The organism is Streptomyces sp. NPDC058307, from assembly GCF_042880295.1.
Taxonomy (GTDB): domain Bacteria; phylum Actinomycetota; class Actinomycetes; order Streptomycetales; family Streptomycetaceae; genus Streptomyces.
This window is the reverse complement of the sequence record NZ_JBHVYZ010000002.1, coordinates 101,172-124,119: the sequence shown is the minus strand read 5'-3', so window position 1 is coordinate 124,119 and position 22,948 is coordinate 101,172. Positions and strand designations below refer to the sequence as shown.

Sequence of the window (22,948 nt, the reverse complement as noted above, 5' to 3'; positions counted from 1 at the left end):
CTGTCACCAGGAGCCCTGGAACTCCGCCGCGCCTCGTATTTCCCGTGTCTCCCGTATTCCCCGGCAATCCGCTGCACCCCCTCAACGATGCCCCGACCGGAACACAATGGTCACACTTCGCGCCGTACCAGCATAGTGCGGAGAAATCTTGTGGTACCTCTTCAAGTACTGCGAATTCAGGCGCAGCCAAGGGGGACGAACATGAGTTCTCGTCGTATGACGACCATCGCCGGATCGCTGGTCACGGCATCCTTCTCGACGGTGATGATCTTTTCCTTCGCCGCGAGCGCGGACGAGGGACCCGCAAGCAGCAAGGGGGGAAAGGCCGTTGACGAGGCGCCGGCGGGCGTGAAGCCGACGACGACACTGCCCGGGACGATCTCCGTCGACAACAACTCGCAGAAGACCGACCTCACGGCCACCGTGAAGAACGACGGGAGCAAGGACAGCGGAAAGATCAGGCTTTTGGTCGTCGGGTTCGACGGCATGACGGTCAAAAACGTTCAAGGCTGCTCTCAGATCGAAGAAAAGGATCTGCCGGAGGGTTCGAACAGCGCTTTCGTCTGCCCCATCGACAATCTCGCGGCCGGTAAGTCGAAGTCGTACGCCGTCGATGCGACATTCGATCTCAAGAAGACCGGAAAGATCTGTCTGCCGGTGCAGGACGGTGACGGGAAGAAGACGTTCTGGCAGCAGGGCCCGGTTCCGTTCGGCACGACGAATCCGTCGCCGAACGCCCCGGCCACTCCGCTGCTGCTGGGCACCGACAACAAGCCGGTGGCGCCCGGTGGTGACACCCCGGGCGAGTTGCCGAAGACCGGTGTCGGGCGGGACCTGTTGCCGCTCGGGACCGCGGGCGCCTCGCTGATGGCGGCGGGCGTGGCGGGGCTGTGGTGGTCGCAGCGGCGGCCGCAGCGCACCGGCTGATCGAGAGCGGGAAAACAGTGGAGGCATGACCTGACGGATCGTCAGGTCATGCCTCCAGCAGGTTCGGCATGCCCCGCATGCCCCGCATGCCCCGCATGAGCACCTTTCAGCGCTTGACGAGCTTCCAGGCGGTGGGCAGGACGCCCATCGCCAGGGCCGCCTTGAGGGCGTCGCCGAGGAGGAAGGGGGTGAGGCCGGCCGCGATCGCGGCGGACAGCGACATGCCGGCGGCGTAGGCGAGGTACGGGACGCCGACCGCGTAGATGATCGCCTCGCCGACCAGCATGGCGCCCGCGGTCCGCCATACGTTCCGGTCGGCGCCGCGGCGGGCCAGGGCGCCGACGGCGGCGGAGGCCAGGATCATGCCGAGGATGTAGCCGAAGGAGACGGAGAACCCGGAGGTGCCCTGGGCGAACCACGGGAGTCCGGCGAGGCCGGCCAGCGCGTACAGGGCGAGGGAGGCGACACCGCGGCGGGCGCCGAGGGTGGTGCCGACGAGCAGCGCGGCGAAGGTCTGGCCGGTCACCGGCACCGGGGAGCCCGGCACGGGCACGGCGAGCTGCGCGGCGAGGCCGGTGAGCGCGGCGCCGCCGGCCACGAGCGCGATGTCCCGGACGCGGGAGGCGGGGATCAGGTCGGCGAGGACCTGGCCGGTGCGGACCTGGCCGGTGCGGGCGGGGGCGACGGCGGTGCTCATGGGGACTCCGCGAGGGTGGGAACGGCGGGGGACATCGTGACGCTATCCCAGCGCGTTCCGGCCGATCACCGTCAGCGCCCGACAAAGGGGGGAGCGAGGGCTTGGTGGGCTCCGGACAAAGGATGCCGGTTACACCTGGTTCGGCGTGATGCCTGTCACTGAGGTGAGGTGGCGCCGGCTACAGGGGCGCGGGGTCGGGCCGCTGTGGGGAATCACCGAACGAACGGAATCGACCGAACGAACCCTAGTGGTCTGGTCGGATTCACCGTTTCTGGCCTACCCTTCCAGGCATGGTCGCCCAGTCCCGGTACTTCTCCTCGCGTCGCCACGTCGACCTGCGACGCGTGGGCACGGCTGTCTGTCGCCGTCCGGTGTGAGGCGGGCTCCGGCGCGCCTCATCCTCCGAGACGTGTCGGCCCCCGTTCCCGAGGACGGTCTTCCATGCCCCGTACCGCGGTACCCCCTGCCACCGGTCCTTCCACTCGCCCTTCCGCTTCCCCCTCCACTCGCCCCTCCGCTTCCCCCTCCACTCCCCCTTCCACCTCCCGGCGCCGTACGAGCGCCAGCGTCGTCCTGCGGTCCGTGCTGGAGCACGGACCGGTGGCGCGCAGCACCATCGCCCGGCTGACCGGACTGTCCCCGGCGTCCGTGACGGACTACTGCTCCCGTTTCACCGAGCTCGGTCTGATCCGTGAGTCGGAGACGCCCCAGCGGTCCCACGGTGTGGGCCGCCCCCATATGCCGGTGGATCTCGACGAGTCACGGTTCGTCGTGGGCGGGGTCCATGTGGCCGTCCCCTACACGACCGTTGCGCTGCTCGATCTGCGCGGCCGGGTGGTGGCCGCACGGGAGCTCCGGCACAACGGGGCCGACGCCTCCGAGATCCTGACGCGAGCCGCCGACGGGCTCGCCGCACTGCTGGGGCGGTCGCCGCGGCTGCGCTGCCTGGGCGTCGGCTTCGCGGCCGGCGGCTGGGTGGACCGGGACTCCGGGACCGTCGTCGAGCACCCCCTGCTGGGCTGGCACGAGGTGCCGGTGCGGGAGGTGCTCGGTGCCCGGACCGGTCTGCCGGTCCATGTGGACGGGCACGCGCGGGCGTTGGTCAACGCGGAGCGGCTGTTCGGGCGGGCGCGCGGCAGCCGGAGCGTGCTGCACCTGTTCGTCGGCAACGTGGTGGACTCGGCGTTCGCCACCAACGACGAGGTGCATCACGGACCGCGCTCCCAGGCGGGCACGATCGCCCATCTGCCGGTGCCGGGCGGCACCGAGCCCTGCGACTGCGGGCGGACCGGGTGCCTGCAGGCCGAGCTGAGCGAGCGGACGCTGTGCCGACGGGCCCGGCAGGCGGGGATCGTCGAGGGCGTGAACCCGATGCACGTGGTCGCGGCGGCGGCCACGGGCGACCCGGCGGCGGCACGGCTGCTGACCGAGCGGGCGCGCGCCGTGGGCCGGGCGGCGCGGCTGCTCCTCGACGTGCTGAACCCGGAGACGGTCGTGGTGACCGAGGTCGGCATCCTCCACCGGGAGGACTGCCTCATCGCCCTGCGCGAGGGCGTCGGCGACGACCGCGCGGCGTCCGTCATTCCGTCGAGTTTCCCGGATTCCGTCCTTGCCGTGGCGGGCGGTTCGGTGGCTCTCGACGTGCTCTACCGGGATCCGTTGGCCGCGTCACCTGAGGCTATTTAATTCAGAAACTCCGAATGTTGACAGGGACTCCTTACGGCCGGGAACATCCTGTTCATGAGCCCGCACCTGTACTGTCGCGCCCTTTGTTGCTGACACGTTGCCCCGCGTGACGCGCTCATTTCCCCTGCATGAACTCATTTCTCCGTGACTTTCTCATGCACTGATTCAGGGAGTCTTCCCATGCCCTTTTCCCGCACGTCTGGAATCAACACGGCCGGAATCAGCACCTCCGGCATCGGCACGTCCGGCATCGACCGGCGGCTGTTCCTCACCTCGGTCCTCGGCGCCGCGGCCGGTGTCGCCGGCCTCAGCGGCTGCGCCGACAGCAGTGCCGCCGCCGACAGCAAGAACGCCCTGTCCGCCCCGCTCTCGGCCAAGGTCCCGGCCGGCACGAGCCTGAAGATCGCCTCGTACTCCGGCACGCAGCAACTACAGCTGAAACTCGGCAAGTTGGGCGCTCCGCCGTTCAAGGTGAGCAGCTGGGCCAATATCAGCGCCGGCCCCGACGTCATCAACGCCTTCCGCGCCGGCTCCCTCGACGTCGCCAACAACGCGGGAATCCCGCCGATCCAGGCGCACTTCCAGGGCTACGACGCGAAGATCGTCGCGATCAACATCACCCGCAAGCCGAACTACCTCTTCGCCACCAAGCCCGGCAGCGACATCCGCTCGGTCGGGGACTTCAAGGGCAAGAAGCTCGCGTTCTCGCAGGGTCAGGCCCAAGGGGTGGTCCTGCTGCGGGCGTTGAAGAAGGCCGGGCTCGCCTACGACGAGGTCAAGCTCGTCCCGCTGACCAGCAACCAGTTCTTCACGGCCCTGCAGTCCGGCCAGGTGGACGTGGCGCCGCTGCCCAACAGCCAGTCGCCCGCCTACTTCCAGCAGTACGGCCACAAGGGCGCCCGCGCCATCACCACCGACGTGGTCGACCTGCTCAACCTGCTGTGGGCGCCGACCTCCGTGCTGAGCGACCCCGCGAAGGCCGCCGCGGTCGCCGCCTACATCCCGTACTGGGCCAAGGGCCAGGTGTGGACGTACGAGAACCCCGACATCTGGAACGAGGAGTTCTACGTCAAGACGCAGAACCTGACCCTCGCCCAGGCGAAGGCCGTCACAGCGCTCGCCAACAAGCCGTTGTTCCCGCCGAGTTGGGACGAGGCGATCAAGTGGGAGCAGGAGACCGCGGATCTGCTGGCCGAGGGCGGCTTCGTGAAGAAGTTCGATGTGGGCGGCCTCTTCGACCACCGTTTCGAGGGCATCGCCGCGAAGGCCGTGCCCGCGGAGTACCGGAGGTGAGCGCCGTGACCACCGCGACCGCCACCACGACCGTGGCCGCCCCGGACGCTCCCCAGGTGCGCAGGCGCCGCCGGCTCTCCCCCGGCAAGCGTCTGCCCGCGGCCCGGCTCGTCGGCCCGGTTCTCTTCCTCGCGCTGTGGGCCGCCGCCTCCGCCGCGGGGCGGCTCGACCCGGCCGCGGTGCCCGCGCCCTGGACCGTGGTCAGGACCGGCGTCCATCTGTGGACCGCCGGGACCCTGCCCACCGACATGCTGACCTCGCTCCAGCGGGCCGCCTCCGGCTTCGCCATCGGTCTGGCCGCCGGTGTGCTGCTGGCCCTGGCCGCCGGGCTCAGCCGGGTCGGCGAGGCACTGATCGACGGGACGGTGAACCTCAACCGGGCGATCCCGACCCTCGGCCTGATCCCGCTGTTCATCCTCTGGCTGGGCATCGGCGAGTCCTTCAAGGTCGCGATCATCGCGATCGTCGTCTACATCCCGATCTATCTGAACACCCATGCCGCACTGGCCGGCATCGACCACCGCTTCGTCGAACTCGCCGAGGTGCAGGGGCTGTCGAGGTTCGCGTTCGTACGGCAGATCGTCATCCCCGGCGCGCTGCCCGGATTCTTCGTGGGACTCCGGCTCGGTGTCACCGGCTCCTGGCTGGGCCTGGTCGTCCTGGAGCAGATCAACGCCACCAGTGGACTCGGCTACATGATGTTCCAGGCCCAGAACTACGGCCAGAGCGATGTGATCCTCGTCGGTCTCGTGGTCTACGGGGTCTTCGGCCTGGTCTCCGACAGCGCGGTCCGTCTCGTCGAACGGAGGGTGCTGTCATGGCGCCGCACACTGAGCAGCTGACCCGGCCGGCCGTACGGATCCGGGGGCTGAGCCGGTCCTTCGACGGGCGTACGGTCCTCGACGGCATCGACCTCGACATCCCGGCCGGACAGTTCGTCGCCCTGCTCGGGCACAGCGGCTCCGGTAAGAGCACGCTGCTGCGGGCGGTGGCGGGGCTGGATCACGAGGTGGTGGGGAGCGGACAGCTGACGGCCCCCGAAAGGGTGTCCGTGGTCTTCCAGGACTCCCGGCTGCTGCCGTGGCGGCGGGTGCTGGACAACGTACTGCTGGGGACCGACGGGGAGGAGCGGGGGCGTGAGGCGCTCGCCGAGGTCGGTCTGAAGGGACGGGAAAGGGCCTGGCCGAACGAGCTGTCCGGCGGTGAGCAACAGCGCGCCGCACTGGCCCGGTCGCTGGTCAGGGAGCCCGAACTCCTCCTGGCCGACGAGCCGTTCGGGGCGCTGGACGCGTTGACCCGGATCAGGATGCACGCACTGCTGCGGGAGCTGTGGAAGCGGCATCAGCCCTCGGTGCTGCTGGTGACGCACGACGTGGACGAGGCGATCGCGCTGGCCGACCGGGTGCTGGTCCTGGAGGAGGGGCGGATCGGCCTCGACGAGACCATCGACCGCGACCGGCCGCGGGAGGAGTACCGGGCGCGGCTGCTGACGGCACTCGGAGTGACCACAGACGTCAGGTGACCGTCACCGGGGCGGTCCCCCGGAACCCGTCGGCCGTCAAGAACCTCGACCTCACCCGCCGGACCGGCCGACAGCAACCGACCGGCACCCAAAGACAAAGAGCCACCCCCGAGCACGGCACTCGAAGTGACCGCAGACGTCAGGTGACCGTCCCTGGGGGCTGCGCCCCCAGACCCCCATCGGCCCTGAAGGGGCCTCGTCCTCAAACGCCGGACGGGCTGAGCGCAGCCGGCCGGCACCCGAAAGCACACCGGACGGGCTGGCAGCAGCCGGCCGGCACCCGAAGCCACTCCCCCGAGCACGCCGCAAAGGACCCCCATGCCCCGCCACCTCCACCTCAACGCCTTCCTCATGAACACCGGCCACCACGAAGCCTCCTGGCGGCTGCCCGAGAGCGATCCCTTCGCGCATGTCTCGCTGGACCACTACGTCCACCTCGCCCGGATCGCCGAGCGCGGGACCTTCGACTCGCTCTTCCTCGCCGACGGGCCGCAGCTGTGGAGCAACCTCGCCCAGCGGCCCGCCGGTGCGCTGGAGCCGCTCACGCTGCTGACCGCGCTGGCGACGGCCACCGAGCACATCGGGCTGATCGCGACCGCCTCCACCTCCTACAACTCGCCCTACAACCTGGCCCGGAAGTTCGCCTCGCTGGACATCATCAGCGGCGGCCGGGCCGGCTGGAACATCGTCACCACGGCCGGCGCGGAGGCCGCCCGCAACTTCGGCCTGGACGCGGAACCCGCGCACGCCGAGCGGTACGCCAGGGCCACCGAGTTCCTCGACGTGGCCCTCAAGCTCTGGGACAGCTGGGAGGACGACGCGATCGTCGGCGACAAGGCGGCCGGCGTCTGGGGCGACGACGAAAAGATCCACCCGCCCCGCCACCGGGGGACGTACTTCAGCGTCGAGGGCGCCCTCAACGTGCCCCGCACACCGCAGGGTTACCCCCTGCTCGTGCAGGCCGGTTCCAGTGAGGACGGCAAGGAGTTCGCGTCCCGGTACGCGGAGGCCGTGTTCACCGCCCAGCAGACCATCGAGGACGCCCGGGCCTTCTACGCCGACCTCAAGGCGCGGACCGCACAAGCCGGTCGCGACCCCGAGCACATCAAGGTGCTGCCCGGCATCGTCCCCGTCATCGGCGCCACGGAGGCCGAGGCGCTCGCGAAGGAACAGGAGCTGGAGGACCACATCGTGCACCGGCACGGCGTGGCCAACCTGGAACGGCTGCTGCAACTGCCCGCGGGCGCCTTGGAGTTGGACCGCCAACTGCCCTCCGACCTGCCACCGGAGTCCGCCGTCGAGGGCGCCAAGAGCCGGTACACGCTCGTCGTGGAGCTGGCCCGGCGCGACCGCCTCACCGTGCGGCAGCTGATCGGACGGCTCGGCGGCGGCCGCGGTCACCTCACCTTCGCCGGCACGCCCGAGCAGGTCGCCGACGCCATCGAGACCTGGTTCACACAGGGCGCCGCCGACGGCTTCAACATCATGCCCCCGGTGCTCCCCTCGGGACTCGACGCCTTCGTCGACCACGTCGTCCCGATCCTGCGCACCCGCGGCCTGCTCCGCACGGAGTACGGACCGCGCCGCACGCTGCGGGAGCGCTACGGCCTCCCCCGTCCCGCCAACCAGCACGTCCAGCCCGTCCACGCCTAGGAAGGACCCATCCCCATGTCCGGTATCGAGATCCGCAAGGTCACCGCGAACATCGGCGCCCACGTCTCCGGTGTCGACCTCTCCAAGCCCCTGGACGAGGACACGGCCACCGCGCTGCGCGACGCCCTCAACACCCACAAGGCGCTGGTCTTCAGCGAGGTGAACCTCGACGACGAGGGCCAGCAGGCCTTCGCCCGGCACTTCGGCGAGCTCACCACCGCCCACCCGACGGTGCCCGCCGTCAACGGCACCCCGAACGTCCTGCCCGTCGACAGCGAGGGCGGCCAGGCCGCCAACCACTGGCACACCGACGTCACCTTCGTCCTCAACCCGCCCCAGGCCAGCACCCTGCGCAGCCTGACGATCCCGCCGTACGGCGGCGAGACACTGATCGCCAACTCGGCGGCCGCGTACCGGAATCTGCCGGAGCCCCTCAGGCGCCTCGCCGACGACCTGTGGGCCGAGCACACCAACGACTACGACTACGCCGTGCCGCGGGAGAGCCTGGACGAGGAACAGGCCGCGCGGCGCGCCCAGTTCACCTCGATCAAGTACCGCACGGTCCACCCGGTGGTCCGGGTGCACCCGCTGACGGGTGAACGCGGGCTGTTCATCGGCGGGTTCGCGCAGCGGATCGTGGGGCTGTCGACGGGTGAGTCCCGCAAGATCCTCGACCTGCTCCAGGCGTACGTGACCCGCCCGGAGAACCTGCTGCGCCACCGCTGGTCGGAGAACCAGCTGGTCCTGTTCGACAACCGCATCACCCAGCACTACGCCGTCGACAACTACGACGGTCTGCCGCGCCGGCTGCACCGGGTGACCGTCGCCGGGGACGTCCCGGTGGGCATCGAGGGCAAGGAGAGCTACTCGATCGAGGGCGACGCCTCGCACTACACGGCCGTAGCCGCCGTAGCCGCGTAGTCACAGCCGGTGCCCGAGCCGTCCACAGTGTGGGCGGTCACCCCTGCGACCAGGGGAGACCGCCCACACTGTGGGCGTTTTTTCCCCTGTCACGCCCGTCTCACGCACTGGACGAACCGCGCCCATGCCCAGCTCCACCGTCAGGACCCCACAAGGGTCCGACGCCTCGCTCTCCCACGGCCTCAAGCAGCGCCATCTGTCGATGATCGCCCTCGGCGGGGTGATCGGCGCCGGGCTGTTCGTCGGTTCCGGCGCGGGGATCGCCGCCGCCGGACCGTCGATCGTCCTCGCCTACACCCTCTCCGGCCTCCTCGTGATGCTGGTGATGCGGATGCTCGGCGAGATGTCGGCCGCGTATCCCTCCTCCGGCTCCTTCTCCGCGCACGCCGAGCGGGCGATCGGCCCCTGGGCGGGCTTCACCGCCGGCTGGTCCTTCTGGATCCTGCTGTGCACGGCCGTGGGCCTGGAGGGCATCGGCGCAGCGAAGATCGTGACCGGCTGGCTGCCGGGGACCCCGGAATGGGCCTGGGTGGCCCTGTTCATGCTGGTCTTCTGCGTCACGAACCTGGCCGCGGTGAAGAACTTCGGCGAGTTCGAGTTCTGGTTCGCGGCCCTGAAGGTCGGCGCGATCGTCCTGTTCCTGGTCCTGGGGGTGCTCGCGGTCGCCGGACTCCTGCCGGGCACGGCGGCCCCGGGCACCGCGAACCTCACCGGCCGCGGGGGTTTCTTCCCGGGCGGCGGCGAGGGCCTGGTCGTCGGCCTGCTCGCCTCCGTCTTCGCGTACGGCGGTCTGGAGACGGTCACCATCGCGGCCGCCGAGTCCGAGGACCCGGTGCGGGGCGTGGCGAGCGCGGTCCGTACGGCGATGTGGCGTATCGCGCTGTTCTACGTCGGCTCGATGGCGGTCATCGTCACGCTGGTCCCCTGGGACGCGAAGGCGGTCGTGGAGAAGGGCCCGTACGTCGCCGCCCTCGACGAACTGGGCATCCCGGGGGCGGGTCAGGTGATGAACGTGATCGTGCTGGTCGCCCTGCTGTCCGCGATGAACGCCAACGTCTACGGCTCCTCGCGCATCGCCTACTCCCTGGTCGAGCGGGGTCTGGGGCCCCGGTTCCTGGGCCGGGTCTCCGGTGGGGTGCCGCGCGTCGCGGTGCTCGCCTCCAGCGTGTTCGGCTTCGTCTGCGTGGTGCTGAGCTACTGGCGCCCCGACGACGTCTTCTCCTGGCTCCTCAACATGATCGGGGCGGTCGTCCTGGTCGTCTGGGGCTTCGTCGCCGTCTCCCAACTGCGGCTGCGCCGCGCCCTGGAGCGCCAGGCGCCCGGGATGCCGACCGTCCGGATGTGGGGCTTCCCGTATCTGACCTGGCTCGCTCTGGCCGGCATGGCGGCGATCCTGGTCCTGATGGCCGGGGAGCCGGGCACCCGCGTGCAGCTGTACGGGACGGGCGGCATGACGCTGGTCCTGGCGGGCGCGGGATACGCCTGGCAGAAGGCGCGCGCCGAGGGCTGACCCCCACGCGCCTCGAAGGCCCGCGGCGCCCCTCCCGAAAGACCCCCCGGTTCACCCGCGGGGGTCTTTTTGTTGCTAGCGTGTAGTTGCAAGCTCTTTGCAATAAGAGGTTCGGAGGGGGACCCACCCATGCCCGTCTACACGTTGCCCGACCTGCCGTACGACTACTCCGCGCTCGCGCCCGTGATCAGTCCCGAGATCATCGAGCTGCATCACGACAAGCACCACGCGGCCTATGTGAAAGGGGCGAACGACACGCTGGAGCAGCTGGCGGAGGCGCGGGACAAGGAGTCCTGGGGAGCGGTCAACGGGCTGGAGAAGAACCTGGCCTTCCACCTGTCCGGGCACATCCTGCACTCCATCTACTGGCACAACATGACCGGCGACGGCGGCGGCGAGCCGCTGGAGGCCGACGGGGTCGGCACGCTCGCCGACGCGATCGCCGAGTCGTTCGGATCGTTCGCGGGCTTCAAGGCCCAGCTCACCAAGGCCGCGGCCACCACGCAGGGCTCCGGCTGGGGGGTGCTCGCCTACGAGCCGCTCAGCGGGCGGCTGGTCGTCGAACAGGTCTACGACCACCAGGGCAACGTCGGCCAGGGCTCGACCCCGATCCTCGTCTTCGACGCCTGGGAGCACGCCTTCTATCTGCAGTACAAGAACCAGAAGGTCGACTTCATCGACGCCATGTGGGCCGTCGTCAACTGGCAGGACGTGGCCCGCCGTTACGAGGCCGCCCGGTCCCGTGCGGATGTGCTGCTCCTGGCGCCCTGACGGGACCGCACCGAAACGTCCCGCCTCGTGATCGTCTTCTCAACCTTCATGCGGGCGGGCGGAATGACCGAAGCCCCCGCGAGGACGTGACTCGCGGGGGCTTCCCAGGTCCGGTCAGGGCTTGCGGGCCAGACCGCCGTGCTGGCCGATGGGTGCGGGGACCGTGTCGCCGTCCGGGCGCCACAGCGGAACGGAGACCACGCCCGGGTCCACCAGCTCCAGGCCCTCGAAGAACGCCTGGATCTTGTCGACCGGACGCAGGAAGTAGGGCACCGCGCCGGTCTCGTTGTAGGCGTCCTGGGCGTGTTCGTAGTCCGGGTCGGTGCCGCGGGAACCGTCGTTGACGCACAGGTAGCTGCCCGAGGGCAGGCCCGCCACCAGGCGGCGGACCAGGTCCCGGGCCAGGTCGTAGTCGGCGACATGGCCCAGCAGGCCGCTGAGGATCAGGGCCGTGGGGCGGGCGAGGTCGAGGGTCCGGGAGGCCGCCTCCAGGATCTTCTCCGGCTCGTAGAGCGTCAGGTCCTCGTACGCCGTCTCGCCCTCCGGTGTGGAGGTGAGCAGGGCGCGGGCGTGGGCGAGGACCAAGGGGTCGTTGTCCACGTAGACGATCTTCGATTCGGGGGCGATGCGCTGGGCGACCTCATGGGTGTTGTCGACCGTGGGCAGCCCGGTCCCGACGTCCAGGAACTGGCGGACGCCCGCCTCCTCGACCAGGTAGCGGATGCTGCGGCCGAGAAAGGCGCGGCTGCTGCGGGCGATCGTGACGATGCCCGGGAAGACGGCGGTGTAGGCGTCGCCGGCCGCCTCGTCGACGGGGTAGTTGTCCTTGCCGCCGAGCCAGTAGTTCCAGATCCGGGCCGAATGCGGCACCGAGGTGTCGATCTCCGTCATGGGCCTATCGTGCTACGACCGGTCCTGTTCGCACGGCACATTGAGGGAGAGAAGTGCGCCGGATCCGTCGTCATCGAGGCGGAGTTCGGTGATCGCCGCGTTGCGCAACCGGGGGAACACTCTGCGGTACTGCCCGAGCGGGATCGACAGCAGTCTGCACAGCACCAGTCGCAGCAGGGTGTTGTGGGCGACGACCAGGACGCGCTCGCCGGGGTGGGCGGCGGCGATGCGGCGCAGGGCGCCGGCTCCACGGACGGCGGCTTCGCGCGGGTCCTCCGCGCCGGGGAAGGGGTACGTCACCGGGTCCGCAATGTAGGCCTCGGCCGCGTCGGGCACCTCGGCGGCGAACTCCGCGAGGGTACGGCCCTCCACCACCCCGAAGTCGCACTCCCTGAGGCCGGGTTCGCGGTGCGGAGAGACGCCGAGGGCACGGCAGGCCGGGTCGGCGGTGGCGATCGCCCGCGACAGGGGGGACGTCCAGATCGCGTCGGGACGGTGTACGGCGGCCCACTGCCCGAGCGCCTCCGCCTGGGCCCGCCCCTCGTCGGTGAGCCCGATGTCGCTCACGCCCGCGTAACGGTTCTCTGCATGCCAGATGGTCTGTCCGTGCCGGACCAGCAGCAGGGTCGTGCTCGTGCTCATGGTGTGGTCCCGTCGGTAGGTGCGGCGCCGTCGTGGTTCCCCGCGCCTCTTGGTGGGTGGGAGCACCGGCCGGTGTCCCGGTCCAGTCGGCTGTGCGCATGGGCCGCGATCGGGGCGGGGAGCCAGCCGCGGCTGGTGAGTTCGTCGACGAGACGGGCGTACGGCTCGGCGAAGAGTGCCGTGCGGCCGGGGCGCGGGTCCACGACCGTGCGGATGCGGACCATGTGCTCGGCGGCCTCCGCCAAGGGGGTGCCGGTCGTGCCGTGCAGCGCCAACGCCGCCATCCCCAGGGCCGGTTCGGTCTGTTCGGGGATCCGGGCCGGGCGGCCGAGGATGTCGGCGCGGAGCTGGTTCCAGTACCGGCTGCGGGCCGCGCCGCCGGTGAGGGTGAGGGGGCCGTCGAGCGGGGCGCCCAGGTGGTGCAGGTAGTCGAGGCAGAGGCGTTCCGCGAACGCGACGCCCTGCAGGAGCCCGGCCCAGCGGTCGGCGTCGTCGGCCGGGGTGCCGAGCTGGAACGCGGTGGCGTCCGGGGCGAGGAAGGGGAACCGCTCCCCTCGCGACACCAACGGGTAGGCCACCGTGCCGGACGGCTCGAACGCGGCCGCCCGTTCGTCCATGCCCCGGGGGTCCGCGTCCCTCGGGAGCGCCCCCGCGCCCACGCTCGACGCCCCGCCGGGCAGCCAGGTGCCGCCCGGCGCACGGTGGTTGTAGACCACGCCGGCCGGGTCCCGGACCGGGTCCGGGGTGGCCCCCTTCAGCACGAGGGTGGTGCCGAGCACCGAGTTCCACGACCCGTGCCGCAGGGCGCCCGCGGCGATCTGGGCCGCGCAGCCGTCGGTCATCCCCGCGATGACGGGCGTGCCGGCGGGGATACCGGTCGCCTCCGCGGCGGCCGCGCAGACCTCGCCGAGCCGGGTGCCGGGGAGGACGACCTCGGGGAGATCCAGGGCGACATCCGGCCAGGCGCCGCGTTCGACGTCGTAGCCCGTCTTGAGCGCGTGGCTGGAGTCGGTGGGCACCGGTCCGCCGGTCAGGCGTGCGGTGACGACGTCCGGCTGGTGGGTGACCCGGCCGCCCTTCCCGCCGTACTCCCGCGCCAGCCACAGCGCCTTCGGCAGCGCCCACGTGTCCTGGACCGCCAGCCCCGCCTCCCGCAGCCCGGCCGCCTCGGCCGCCGCGCGTGCGTCGTCGTACATGAGCGCCGGGCTCACCGGCCGGCCCTCCGCGTCGGTCAGCAGGACCGTCCCGGACGTCCCGCACACCGCGAGGCCGCCGATCCGTACGCCCGTCAGGGTGAGAAGCGCGGACCGGGACGCCGTACGCACCGCCTCCCACCACCGCTCCGGATCCTGCTCGTGCCGCACGCCCTCGCGCCGGCCGCCGAGCGGGGCGGAGCCCTGGCCCAGCACGGTCCCGTCGACCGTGACCGCCAGCGCGCGCACGCTCTGCGTGCCGAGGTCGATCCCCAGCCACGCCGTCTCGTTCTCGTCAGTCATACCGGTCATCGGGGCCTCCCACCCGCACGGGGTCTATGCGTACCCGGGATTCGCGGCTCAACATCGTCTCAGTGAAGCGACGATCCGGAGGTCGACGATGACCCAGAGGACCGATCCCGTACGTGTCGTGGCGGCCGGCGACCACTTCGTCCTGCCGGGGCTGATCGCCGGGGCCGTCGAGGCCGAGCTGGGCGGCATCACCGCGCAGACGAAGGAGCTGACGCTCGGCTGGCCCCTGGAACCCTTCGGGCCCGTGGCGGAGGTGGTGGAGGCGAGCGACGCCGAGGACGAGCTGATCGAGGCGCTGGACGGCGCGGAGGTCCTCGTCACCCAGATGGGCCCGGTCACCGAGCGGGTGCTGAACGCCGCCGACAGCCTGCGGCTGGTCGTCGTGTGCCGGGGCGGCCCGGTCAACGTGAACCTCGACGCGGCCAGGGCCCGTGACGTACGGGTGTGCTTCGCGCCCGGCCGCAACGCCGCCGCCACCGCCGAGTTCACCGTCGGCATGCTGCTGGCCGCCGTGCGCCGCATCCCGCAGGCCCACGACCTGCTTGCCGGACAGGGCAGTTGGGAGGGCGGCGCCGCCTACTACACCTATGAGCACAGCGGCCTGGAGCTGGAGGACCTGCCCGTCGGACTCGTCGGCTACGGCGCCGTCGGCAGCCGGGTCGCGCGCGTGCTGTGCGCCTTCGGTGCGCAGGTCATGGTGTACGACCCCTATGTGCGCGGCGAGATCCACGGCCTGCGCGTGTCCTCCCTCGACCAGCTCCTCACCCGCTCCCGGGTGATCACCCTGCACGCCCGTCTCACCGCCGAGACCCGCGGCCTGATCGGCGCCCGTGAGCTGGCGCTGCTGCCGGAGGGGTCGGTCGTGGTGAACGTGGCCCGCGGACCCCTGGTCGACGAGTCCGCGCTGTGCGACGCCCTCGAAGCCGGCCGGCTCTCGGCGGCCGCCCTCGACACCTACGAGCACGAGCCGCTGCCCCCGGACTCCCGCCTGCGCGCCCTGGCCGACCGGGTCGTGTTGACCCCGCACCTCGGCGGGGCGAGCCGGGCGGTGGCCGAGAAGGCGGCGAGGATCGCGGCGGAGGAGGTGGGCCGCTGGGCGCGCGGGGAGCGGTTGGCGCACTGCTTGACGTGACCTAGGAGGGTTTTCTTCATGTACGTCGGTATCGATGTGGGCACGTCCGTCGTCAAGGCCGCCGCCTTCGACGCCGAGGGCCGTCAGCTGGCCGTCGAGTCGCGCCCGGTGGAGCTCTCCCTGCACGGCGGGTTCGTCGAGCAGGACATGGACGAGGTCTACGACGCCGTCGTCGACGTCCTCGGCAAGCTGACCGGGCGGGTGCCGGGGCCGGTGGAGCTGGCCGGGCTGACCGGTCAGGGCGACGGGGTGTGGCTGGTCGACGGGGAAGGGCGGCCGGTGCGGTCGGCGCTGTCCTGGATGGACGGGCGGGCGCACGAACTGCTCGACCAGTGGCTCGCCGACGGCACCTTCGAGACGGTGTTCCGGCGGACCGGCGGTGCGATGTTCCCGGGCTCGCCGGGACCGTTGCTGGCCTGGCTGGACCGGTACGACCCGAAGTCCCTGGACGCCGCCGCGACCGCCGTGTACTGCAAGGACATGGTCTTCCAGCGGCTCACGGGGGCCGCGCGGGCGACGACGGACGTGTCGGACGCGTCCATGCCTTTCCTCGACCCCCGGACCCGGACGTACGACAACCGGGTGGTGGAGCTGCTGGGACTCACCCGTCGCCGAAGGCTGCTCCCCCCGATCGGCGACCCGATCGCCACGGGTGAGGCGCGGGGTGACGGGCTGCCGTCCGGGACACGGCTCTCGAATGGGCCGTACGATCTGCCGGCCTGCGCGCTGGGCGCGGGGGTGGTGTCGCCGGGCGAGGGACTCCTCATCGTCGGCACATGTCTCGCCGCGCTCGTCGCCACCACCGAGCTGGACCTGACCGGGGAGCCGGCCGGGCTGTACATCAACACCGACCGGCCGGGGCACCGGCTGCGGGCGATGCCGGCGATGGTCGGGACGGCGGCGCTGGACTGGGTGCTGTCGACGACCGGCGTCACCCACGCCGAGGTGGACGACCTGCTGGCGGAGACGCCGCCGGGGGCGCACGGAGTCCGGGTGCTGCCGTATTTCGCCCCCTCGGGAGAGCGGGCCCCGTTCGTCGAGCCCCGTCTGCGGGCCGAGCTCAGCGGTGTCTGCCTGGAGACGACCAAAGCCGACCTGATCCGGGCGACCTGCGAGGGCATCGGCTACGCGGCCCGGCACTGTCTGGAGACCGCGGGGCTGACGGGGTCGTTGGCGGTGTGCGGCGGAGGCACCCGAAGCCCTGCGTGGATGCGGTTGCTGGCGGACGTGCTGGGGCGGCCGTTGCGGGTGGTCGAGGGCGAAGTGGGGGCCCGGGGGGCGGTGCTGGCCGCGGCCGAGCGGTACGGGGTTTCCCTGGACGCGGCTGCCTGGACCGAACCCACGGCGATCGTCGAGCCGGATCCGGGGCGTTCCGCGTACTACGCCAAGGGGTACGAGGAGCACCTGGGCCGACTGGAGGAGGCTCGGGGGCGGGCGAGGCGCTGAACGCGAGCGGGATCAGAAGATGCCAGGCCCTGGAGATGCGAGGAAGCTCGGAGCAAGCCCGGCGCCCATGATGCGGCGGGACCGATTCCGGGCTGACGCCTCGGGCCCGCGAGGACCTAACCTCGCGGGGCCGAGGCGGCCGGCCTCCGGCGACTGGGGGTCACATGCCGAAGATGCCGTGCCCGAACTGCGGCTCGTCCGAGGAGTTCGAACCGCTCAGGAGCGACAAGGAGAGGGCACACGTCCGGGCCAACAAGCCGAAGTGGGCCCCCCTGAACGCGTACCTCCGCTGCTCACGCGGGAGCTGCCGGCGATACCAGCGGCGGGGTGACGTGAACGACGGCGGCACCTTCCCCGAGCCGGAGAAGTGATCACAGGTTGCTGAAGTCCGGACCCTTCGTGCGCGTGCGCTTGAGCTCGTAGAAGCCCGGGACCGAGGCGACCGCGAGCGTGCCGTCCCACAGCCTCGCCGCGTCCTCGCCCTTGGGGGCCGGGGTGACGACCGGGCCGAAGAAGGCGATCTGCTCGCCGTCCGCGCCGGGGACCGCGATGACCGGGGTGCCGACCTCCTGGCCGACCTTCTCGATGCCCTCCTTGTGGGAGGCGCGCAGCTCGGCGTCGAACTCGAAGTCGTCCTGGTCGGCGTAGTCGATGAGGTCGGCGGGCAGGCCCACCTCGTCGAGCGCGGCGGCGATGGCCTCGACGGTCGGACCCTCGCCGTTGTTGTGGAATCGGGTGCCGAGCGCGGTGTAGAGCGGGCCGAGGACATCGGCGCCGTGCTTCTGCCAGGCCGCGGTGACCACCCGGATCGGCTTCCAGGCCTGGGTCGCCAGCATGTCCCGGTACTCCTCCGGCAGCTGGTCGAGCTTGTCCTCGTTGAGCACCGCCAGGCTCATGATGTGCCAGCGCACCTCGATGTCCCGGACCTTCTCGACCTCCAGGACCCAGCGGGAGGTCATCCAGGCCCAGGGGCACAGCGGGTCGAACCAGAAGTCGACGGGGGTCTTGGCGGTGGCGTTCGCGGTCTCGGACATGGGTCTCCTCAGAAGGGTGTTCGCTTCAACCCCAACACCGCTCGTCGCCCGCCCCATTCCCGGCTGACCGATGTCAGGAGCGCATGGCAGGATCGGGCCTGTCCGCATGCTGAACACGACCCGAGGGAGCATCGCCCGTGCCCGGTGAGAATCTGTCCCGTGACGAGGCCCGGGAGCGGGCCGCCCTGCTGTCCGTCGACGGGTACGAGGTGTCCCTCGACCTGCGCTCGGCGGTCGGTGACCAGGCCGGGGACGGTCCGCGCACCTTCCGGTCGGTGACCACGATCCGCTTCCGGTGCAACGAGCCGGGGGCCACGAGCTTCGCGGACCTGATCGCGCCGAGCGTCACGGCCCTCTCGCTGAACGGCCGGGACCTCGATCCCGGCGAGGTCTTCGACGGCTCCCGGATCGCCCTGGAGGACCTGGCCGCCGACAACGAACTGGTCGTCGACGCCCAGTGCGCCTACTCCCGCACCGGCGAGGGCATGCACCGCTTCGTCGACCCCGAGGACGGCGAGGTCTACCTCTACACGCAGTACGAGCCGGCCGACTCCCGCCGCGTCTTCGCGAACTTCGAGCAGCCGGACCTCAAGGCGCCCTTCCGCTTCGAGGTGCGGGCGCCCGAGGGCTGGACGGTGTGGAGCAACGGGGCCGGCTCGGAGAGCGACGGGGTCTGGCGGTTCGCGGAGACGAAGCCGATCTCGACGTACATCACGTGCATGGTGGCGGGGCCGTACCACTACGTGACGGACTCCTACGAGCGCGTCTTCGAGGACGGCACCCGGCTGGAGATCCCCCTCGGTGCCCTGTGCCGCAAGGGGCTCGCCCCCCACTTCGACTCCGACGACGTGTTCCTGGTCACCAAGCAGGGCCTGGACTTCTTCCACGAGCACTTCGACTACCCGTACCCCTTCGGCAAGTACGACCAGGCGTTCGTGCCCGAGTACAACCTCGGCGCGATGGAGAACCCGGGGCTCGTGACCTTCCGCGAGGAGTTCATCTTCCGCGGCAAGGTGACCCAGGCGTCCTACGAGGGCCGGGCCAACGTCATCCTGCACGAGATGGCCCACATGTGGTTCGGCGACCTGGTCACCATGGTGTGGTGGGACGACCTGTGGCTGAAGGAGTCCTTCGCGGACTTCATGGGCACCTTCGCCAACGTCGGCGCGACCCGCTTCACCGACGCCTGGATCACCTTCGCCAACCGCCGCAAGGCCTGGGCCTACCGCGCCGACCAGCTGCCCTCCACACACCCCATCACCGCCGACATCCGCGACCTCCAGGACGCCAAGCTCAACTTCGACGGCATCACGTACGCCAAGGGCGCCTCCGTACTGAAGCAGCTCGTCGCGTACGTCGGCCAGGACGCGTTCCTGGAGGGCGCGCGGCGCTACTTCAAGCGGCACGCGTACGGCAACACGCGCCTCGGCGATCTGCTGTCCGTCCTTGAGGAGACCAGCGGGCGGGACATGGGCGTGTGGGCGCGGTCCTGGCTCCAGACGGCCGGGGTCAACTCCCTCACCCCGCAGGTGCTGTTGAACGCCGAGGGGCGCATCGACGAGCTGGCGGTCCTGCAGGAGGCGGCAGAGTCGCACCCGGAGCTGCGGCCGCACCGGGTGGCGGTTGGCCTGTACCGCCGTACGCCCGAAGGAGCTCTGGAGCGGTACGCGCGCGCCGAGGTGGACGTCGACGGACCGCGGACGGTCGTGGCGGAACTGGCCGGTGCCGAGGCGCCGGAGCTCGTGCTGGTCAACGACGACGACCTGACGTACTGCAAGACCCGCTTCAACGCGGGCTCCCTGGAGACCCTCAAGGCGGGACTCGGTGACCTCACCGACCCGCTCGCCCGCGCCCTGTGCTGGTCGGCGCTGTGGAACATGACGCGGGACGCGCTGCTGCCCGCGCGGGACTTCGTGGAGCTGGTGACGCGGTTCGCGGGGCGCGAGTCGGACATCGGTGTGCTGCAGATGCTGCACGCCTGGGCCGATGCGGCGGTCACGCACTACGCGGCCCCCGACTGGCGCCCGCACGGCGCGGCACTGCTCGCCGAATGTGCCGGGCGCGAGCTGCTGGAGCGGGCCGAGCCGGGCAGCGAGCACCAGCTGGCGTGGGCGCGCTTCTTCGCCCGCACGGCCGAGGGCGCGGGCGGCTTCGACCTGTTGCAGGGGCTGCTGGACGGCACGACGACCGTCCCGGGTCTGAAGGTCGACCAGGAGCTGCGATGGGTGTTCCTGGAGCCGCTCGTCGTGCACGGGTTCGCCGACGAGAAGGCGCTGGAGGCCGAACTGGCCCGTGACGACACCGCGTCCGGCAAGCGCCATCAGGTGCGCTGCCTTGCCGCGCGTCCGTCGGCGGCGGTGAAGGCACAGGGCTGGGCGCAGGTCGTGGAGTCGGACGCGCTGTCCAACGCTCTGGCCGAGGCGACGATCGCGGGCTGGGGACAGCCGACCCAGCGGGAGCTGCTCGCTCCCTACGCGGAGAAGTACTTCGCGGTGATCGAGCGGATCTGGCAAGACCGTTCGATCCAGATCGCGATGAACGTCGTCTCCGGGCTGTTCCCGTCCCTCCAGGACTCGCGGGCGACGCTGGACGCGGCCGACGCGTGGCTGGCGGCGCACGAGGACGCGGCGCCGGCACTGCGCAGGCTGGTGCTGGAGGGGCGGGACGATCTGGCGCGGGCGCTGCGGGGGCAGGAGTGCGATGCGCAGGCCGTCAACCCCGTCAACCACGCGTGACCTTTGGCCTGAGCTTGGGCGCCCGGTAGCCGTTACGAAATCCGTTCCATAGCAGCCGTAACCCCTGGTCCCACCCGAATGGACCAGGGGTTTCCGGCCCCTACTCGGCATCCGAACACCCGTCCTTTAGTACCGCCTTGTCCGTATTTGTCGACAGGCGTGTAACAGCGGTTATCGGGCGGTCCGCAGGCGGGAACCTCCGCTGCATGAACCAGAACACCCCGGTCCCCCCGCTCTCCCCCCGCCCCCTGCGTCACCTCGCCGAGGTGCACCGCCGTGTCGTGACGGCCGGCCGGCTGCGCGCGACCGGCGTCTCGGTCGCCGAGGCCAACGAGCAGTGCCGGCCCGGCGGCCCCTGGCAGCAGCTCCTCCCGGGCGTCTTCCTGCTCCACCCGGGCCCGCCGACCAGCGAGGAGCGGCTGCACGCGGTGCTGATGTACGCGGCACGGGAGCAGAGCGCCGGGGTCCCCCTCCAGCCGGGCACGGAGGAGGAGCCGCACCGCCCGGTGTACGCGGAGGCGATGATCACCGGCCTCGCGGCGCTGACCCTGCACGGCTTCACCTCGACCCCGCCGCTGCTCTCCCTGGACCGGATCGACGTCCTGGTCCCGAGGATGCGCCGGCTGCGCTCGACGGGCGGCGTGCGGACCGTCCGCACCTCGGCGCTCCCCGCCGCCGAACAGGTCACCGGCGTCCCGGTCGCCCCGGTGCCGCGCGCCCTCGCCGACGCGGTCACCGAGCTCACGGACGCGGGCGCGGTACGCCGGCTCCTCACCGAGGCGGTACGCGGCGGCCACTGCGAACCGGCCGCTGTCGTGCGGGAGTTGACCAACGCCAAGCTGCTGAGCCGCCCGCACGTGGTGGACGCGGTGGACTCCCTGCTCGCCGAGGGCCGCGCCATCGCGGAGGACCGCCTGTACCGCATGGTCCAGGAGTACGGCCTGCCCGACCCGGTGTGGAACGTCGACCTGAGGCTGCCGGGCGGCCCCCACCTGGGCGGCCTGGACGCGTACTGGCCGGAGCAGGCGGTGGCGGTGGAACTGGACACCCGGGCTCCCCGCCAGGGCCACCGGGAGGACGACGACGCGCTCTGGTCCGAGTACGCCCGCAAGCGCGAGCACCTGGAGCGGCTCGGCATCACGGTCGTCCACATCACCCCGCGCAAGCTCCGGGACGCGATGGACCAGCAGGCGACGGTGGTCCGCACGGCCCTGATGGCCTCCGGCGACCGGGATCCCGCCGCCTATGTCGTGGTGCTGCCGCGGTAGTGACGGACCGGGGCAGCACCAGGAGGGGAGAGGAGGGGCCACGGCACGAGGGGAGCCGGGGGCCCCTCCTCGTGCGCGTGGCCGGCTCCTACTCTCCGCAGAACTCCGCCTCGATCACCGCGCCGGCGTCCCCCGACCAGTCGCCGTTGAAGTTGAAGGCGACGGAGTGCCTGCCGTCGGCCGTGGTCACGGCCACGGAGCTCGAGCCGTGGATGCCGCCGTCGTGACCCCACACCTGGACCCCGCAGCTCAGCTCGCGCTCCATCAGACCGAGGCCGTAACCGCCCTCCGGGTGCCCCGGGACGGCCACCGTGGTCGACATCTCCTTCAGCTGCTCCGGCGGGAGCAGCCGGCCCTTCAGCAGGGCCGCGTAGAAACGGTCCAGATCGGCCGAGTCGGAGATCATCTCGCCCGCCGAGGAGGCCAGGGAAGGGTTCAGCTCGGTGACGTCGTACGTCGGTCCCGTCGCCGTCTCGGCCAGCTTGCCGTAGGCCCGGCTGCTGGGCCGGGGCACGGTGACGCGGGTGCCGGGGACCGAGGTGGCGGTCAGGTGCAGCGGGTCGATGACGCGGTGCCGGATCTCCTCGCCGTAGGTCCGGCCGGTGACCTTCTGGATCACCATGCCCGCCAGGACGAAGTTGGTGTTGGAGTAGTTCCAGGACGTGCCGGGCGCGAAGTCCGGCTGGTGGGCCATGGCGATCGCGACGAGCTGCTGGGGCGTCTTCGTGTCGTAACGGTGCGCGAAGAAGCCGTCCTTGAGGAAGTACGTGCGCCCGAACGTCTCGTCGGCGGTGTAGTTGAAGATCCCGCTGGTGTGGTTGAGGAGCTGCCGGACGGTGATCCGGCCGCCGTCGTTGCCGTTGCCGTGGACCACGCCGGGCAGCCACTTCTCCACCGTGTCGTCGAGCGAGAGCCGCCCCTCCGCCTCCAGTTGGAGCAGCACGGTGGAGACGAAGGTCTTGGTGATGCTGCCGACGCGGTAGCGGTCGTCCGCCGAACGCGGCGCGTGTGTCCTGAGGTTGCCGACTCCCGCGGTGGTCGACCAGGTGCTCCGGCCGTCCTTCGCGGTGAGCGTCACCCCCGGCACGCCGTCCTGCACGGCGGCGCGGACGGCCTGCCGGGTCGCGCGGTGATGGTCACCGGGCTGCGCCGCCATCGCCGGCGCGGCGAAGCCGGCCGTGAGCGCCACCGCCGTCGTCGCCACCACCACAGTCGTACGTACGGTCATGTCTTCCCCCTGTCCGGACCCGCTCGGCGAGCGTGGTCGGCGGGAGAGACCCTGCCGGGAGGGGAAGGTTGAGGCCGGTACGGCCGG

20 protein-coding genes are annotated in these 22,948 nt (G+C 71.2%); 14 read left to right on the top strand and 6 right to left on the bottom strand.

All coding sequences use genetic code 11. The annotated features are described in order from the left end of the window. Positions 1-201: 201 nt before the first annotated feature. Positions 202-927, top strand: coding sequence for a hypothetical protein (locus ACFVYN_RS02420; protein ID WP_389991629.1), 726 nt, complete (start codon positions 202-204; stop codon positions 925-927). Between the two features lie 106 nt (positions 928-1,033). Here ACFVYN_RS02420 and ACFVYN_RS02415 read toward each other — a convergent pair whose 3' ends face one another. After that, positions 1,034-1,624 (bottom strand): biotin transporter BioY, encoded by a 591-nt coding sequence (locus ACFVYN_RS02415; RefSeq protein ID WP_389991311.1) that lies wholly within the window; start codon positions 1,622-1,624, stop codon positions 1,034-1,036. Between the two features lie 441 nt (positions 1,625-2,065). On the opposite strand from ACFVYN_RS02415, the gene ACFVYN_RS02410 reads away from it, so the two are divergent. The 8 genes from ACFVYN_RS02410 to ACFVYN_RS02375 all read left to right on the top strand — a co-directional run bounded on the left by ACFVYN_RS02410 (position 2,066) and on the right by ACFVYN_RS02375 (position 10,980). Beyond that, positions 2,066-3,310, top strand: a complete 1,245-nt coding sequence (locus tag ACFVYN_RS02410; protein ID WP_389991308.1) for an ROK family protein — start codon at positions 2,066-2,068, stop codon at positions 3,308-3,310. 180 nt (positions 3,311-3,490) lie between these two features. Continuing rightward, positions 3,491-4,603, top strand: coding sequence for an ABC transporter substrate-binding protein (locus ACFVYN_RS02405; protein WP_389991305.1), 1,113 nt, complete (start codon positions 3,491-3,493; stop codon positions 4,601-4,603). Next, entirely contained in the window at positions 4,600-5,445 is an 846-nt protein-coding gene (locus tag ACFVYN_RS02400) for an ABC transporter permease (protein ID WP_389991302.1), read from the top strand. The genes ACFVYN_RS02405 and ACFVYN_RS02400 overlap by 4 nt, the downstream gene beginning before the upstream one ends. Then, on the top strand, positions 5,421-6,125 hold the full coding sequence (locus ACFVYN_RS02395) for an ABC transporter ATP-binding protein (protein ID WP_389991299.1): 705 nt from the start codon (positions 5,421-5,423) through the stop codon (positions 6,123-6,125). The genes ACFVYN_RS02400 and ACFVYN_RS02395 overlap by 25 nt, the downstream gene beginning before the upstream one ends. A gap of 318 nt (positions 6,126-6,443) precedes the next feature. Continuing rightward, positions 6,444-7,778, top strand: a complete 1,335-nt coding sequence (locus tag ACFVYN_RS02390; protein WP_389991296.1) for an LLM class flavin-dependent oxidoreductase — start codon at positions 6,444-6,446, stop codon at positions 7,776-7,778. Between the two features lie 15 nt (positions 7,779-7,793). Beyond that, positions 7,794-8,699 carry a TauD/TfdA dioxygenase family protein gene (locus tag ACFVYN_RS02385; RefSeq protein WP_389991293.1) on the top strand — a complete coding sequence of 302 codons (906 nt, stop codon included), beginning with the start codon at positions 7,794-7,796 and terminating at the stop codon, positions 8,697-8,699. A 124-nt stretch (positions 8,700-8,823) separates the two neighbouring features. Beyond that, positions 8,824-10,209 carry an amino acid permease gene (locus ACFVYN_RS02380; protein ID WP_389991290.1) on the top strand — a complete coding sequence of 462 codons (1,386 nt, stop codon included), beginning with the start codon at positions 8,824-8,826 and terminating at the stop codon, positions 10,207-10,209. A gap of 129 nt (positions 10,210-10,338) precedes the next feature. Then, positions 10,339-10,980: a superoxide dismutase gene (locus tag ACFVYN_RS02375; RefSeq protein WP_389991287.1), complete on the top strand. Its 642-nt coding sequence runs from the start codon at positions 10,339-10,341 to the stop codon at positions 10,978-10,980. A gap of 114 nt (positions 10,981-11,094) precedes the next feature. On the opposite strand, the gene ACFVYN_RS02370 is transcribed toward ACFVYN_RS02375, so the two are convergent. The 3 genes from ACFVYN_RS02370 to ACFVYN_RS02360 are packed head-to-tail and all read right to left on the bottom strand — an operon-like array spanning position 11,095 to position 14,009. Further along, positions 11,095-11,871: an SAM-dependent methyltransferase gene (locus ACFVYN_RS02370; RefSeq protein WP_389991284.1), complete on the bottom strand. Its 777-nt coding sequence runs from the start codon at positions 11,869-11,871 to the stop codon at positions 11,095-11,097. Between the two features lie 12 nt (positions 11,872-11,883). Next, positions 11,884-12,513, bottom strand: coding sequence for a histidine phosphatase family protein (locus ACFVYN_RS02365; protein ID WP_389991281.1), 630 nt, complete (start codon positions 12,511-12,513; stop codon positions 11,884-11,886). Beyond that, entirely contained in the window at positions 12,510-14,009 is a 1,500-nt protein-coding gene (locus tag ACFVYN_RS02360; protein ID WP_389991626.1) for an FGGY-family carbohydrate kinase, read from the bottom strand. Before ACFVYN_RS02360 ends, ACFVYN_RS02365 begins: the two co-directional genes overlap by 4 nt. A gap of 97 nt (positions 14,010-14,106) precedes the next feature. Here ACFVYN_RS02360 and ACFVYN_RS02355 point away from each other — a divergent pair, with 97 nt between their 5' ends. The 3 genes from ACFVYN_RS02355 to ACFVYN_RS02345 all read left to right on the top strand — a co-directional run bounded on the left by ACFVYN_RS02355 (position 14,107) and on the right by ACFVYN_RS02345 (position 16,967). Further along, positions 14,107-15,150: a 2-hydroxyacid dehydrogenase gene (locus ACFVYN_RS02355; RefSeq protein ID WP_389991278.1), complete on the top strand. Its 1,044-nt coding sequence runs from the start codon at positions 14,107-14,109 to the stop codon at positions 15,148-15,150. Between the two features lie 18 nt (positions 15,151-15,168). Continuing rightward, positions 15,169-16,596 (top strand): FGGY family carbohydrate kinase, encoded by a 1,428-nt coding sequence (locus ACFVYN_RS02350; protein WP_389991275.1) that lies wholly within the window; start codon positions 15,169-15,171, stop codon positions 16,594-16,596. 164 nt (positions 16,597-16,760) lie between these two features. Next, positions 16,761-16,967 carry a hypothetical protein gene (locus tag ACFVYN_RS02345; protein ID WP_389991272.1) on the top strand — a complete coding sequence of 69 codons (207 nt, stop codon included), beginning with the start codon at positions 16,761-16,763 and terminating at the stop codon, positions 16,965-16,967. Here ACFVYN_RS02345 and ACFVYN_RS02340 read toward each other — a convergent pair whose 3' ends face one another. Beyond that, a complete protein-coding gene (locus ACFVYN_RS02340) occupies positions 16,968-17,630 on the bottom strand; it encodes a DsbA family protein (RefSeq protein WP_389991269.1) in 663 nt (220 codons plus the stop codon). Between the two features lie 137 nt (positions 17,631-17,767). Here ACFVYN_RS02340 and pepN point away from each other — a divergent pair, with 137 nt between their 5' ends. After that, a complete protein-coding gene (pepN, locus tag ACFVYN_RS02335; RefSeq protein WP_389991267.1) occupies positions 17,768-20,365 on the top strand; it encodes an aminopeptidase N in 2,598 nt (865 codons plus the stop codon). Positions 20,366-20,571: 206 nt separating this feature from the next. Next, complete coding sequence (locus ACFVYN_RS02330) at positions 20,572-21,633, top strand: hypothetical protein (RefSeq protein WP_389991264.1); 1,062 nt, start codon at positions 20,572-20,574, stop codon at positions 21,631-21,633. A gap of 88 nt (positions 21,634-21,721) precedes the next feature. On the opposite strand, the gene ACFVYN_RS02325 is transcribed toward ACFVYN_RS02330, so the two are convergent. Beyond that, on the bottom strand, positions 21,722-22,861 hold the full coding sequence (locus ACFVYN_RS02325) for a serine hydrolase domain-containing protein (protein ID WP_389991261.1): 1,140 nt from the start codon (positions 22,859-22,861) through the stop codon (positions 21,722-21,724). Positions 22,862-22,948: the final 87 nt, after the last annotated feature.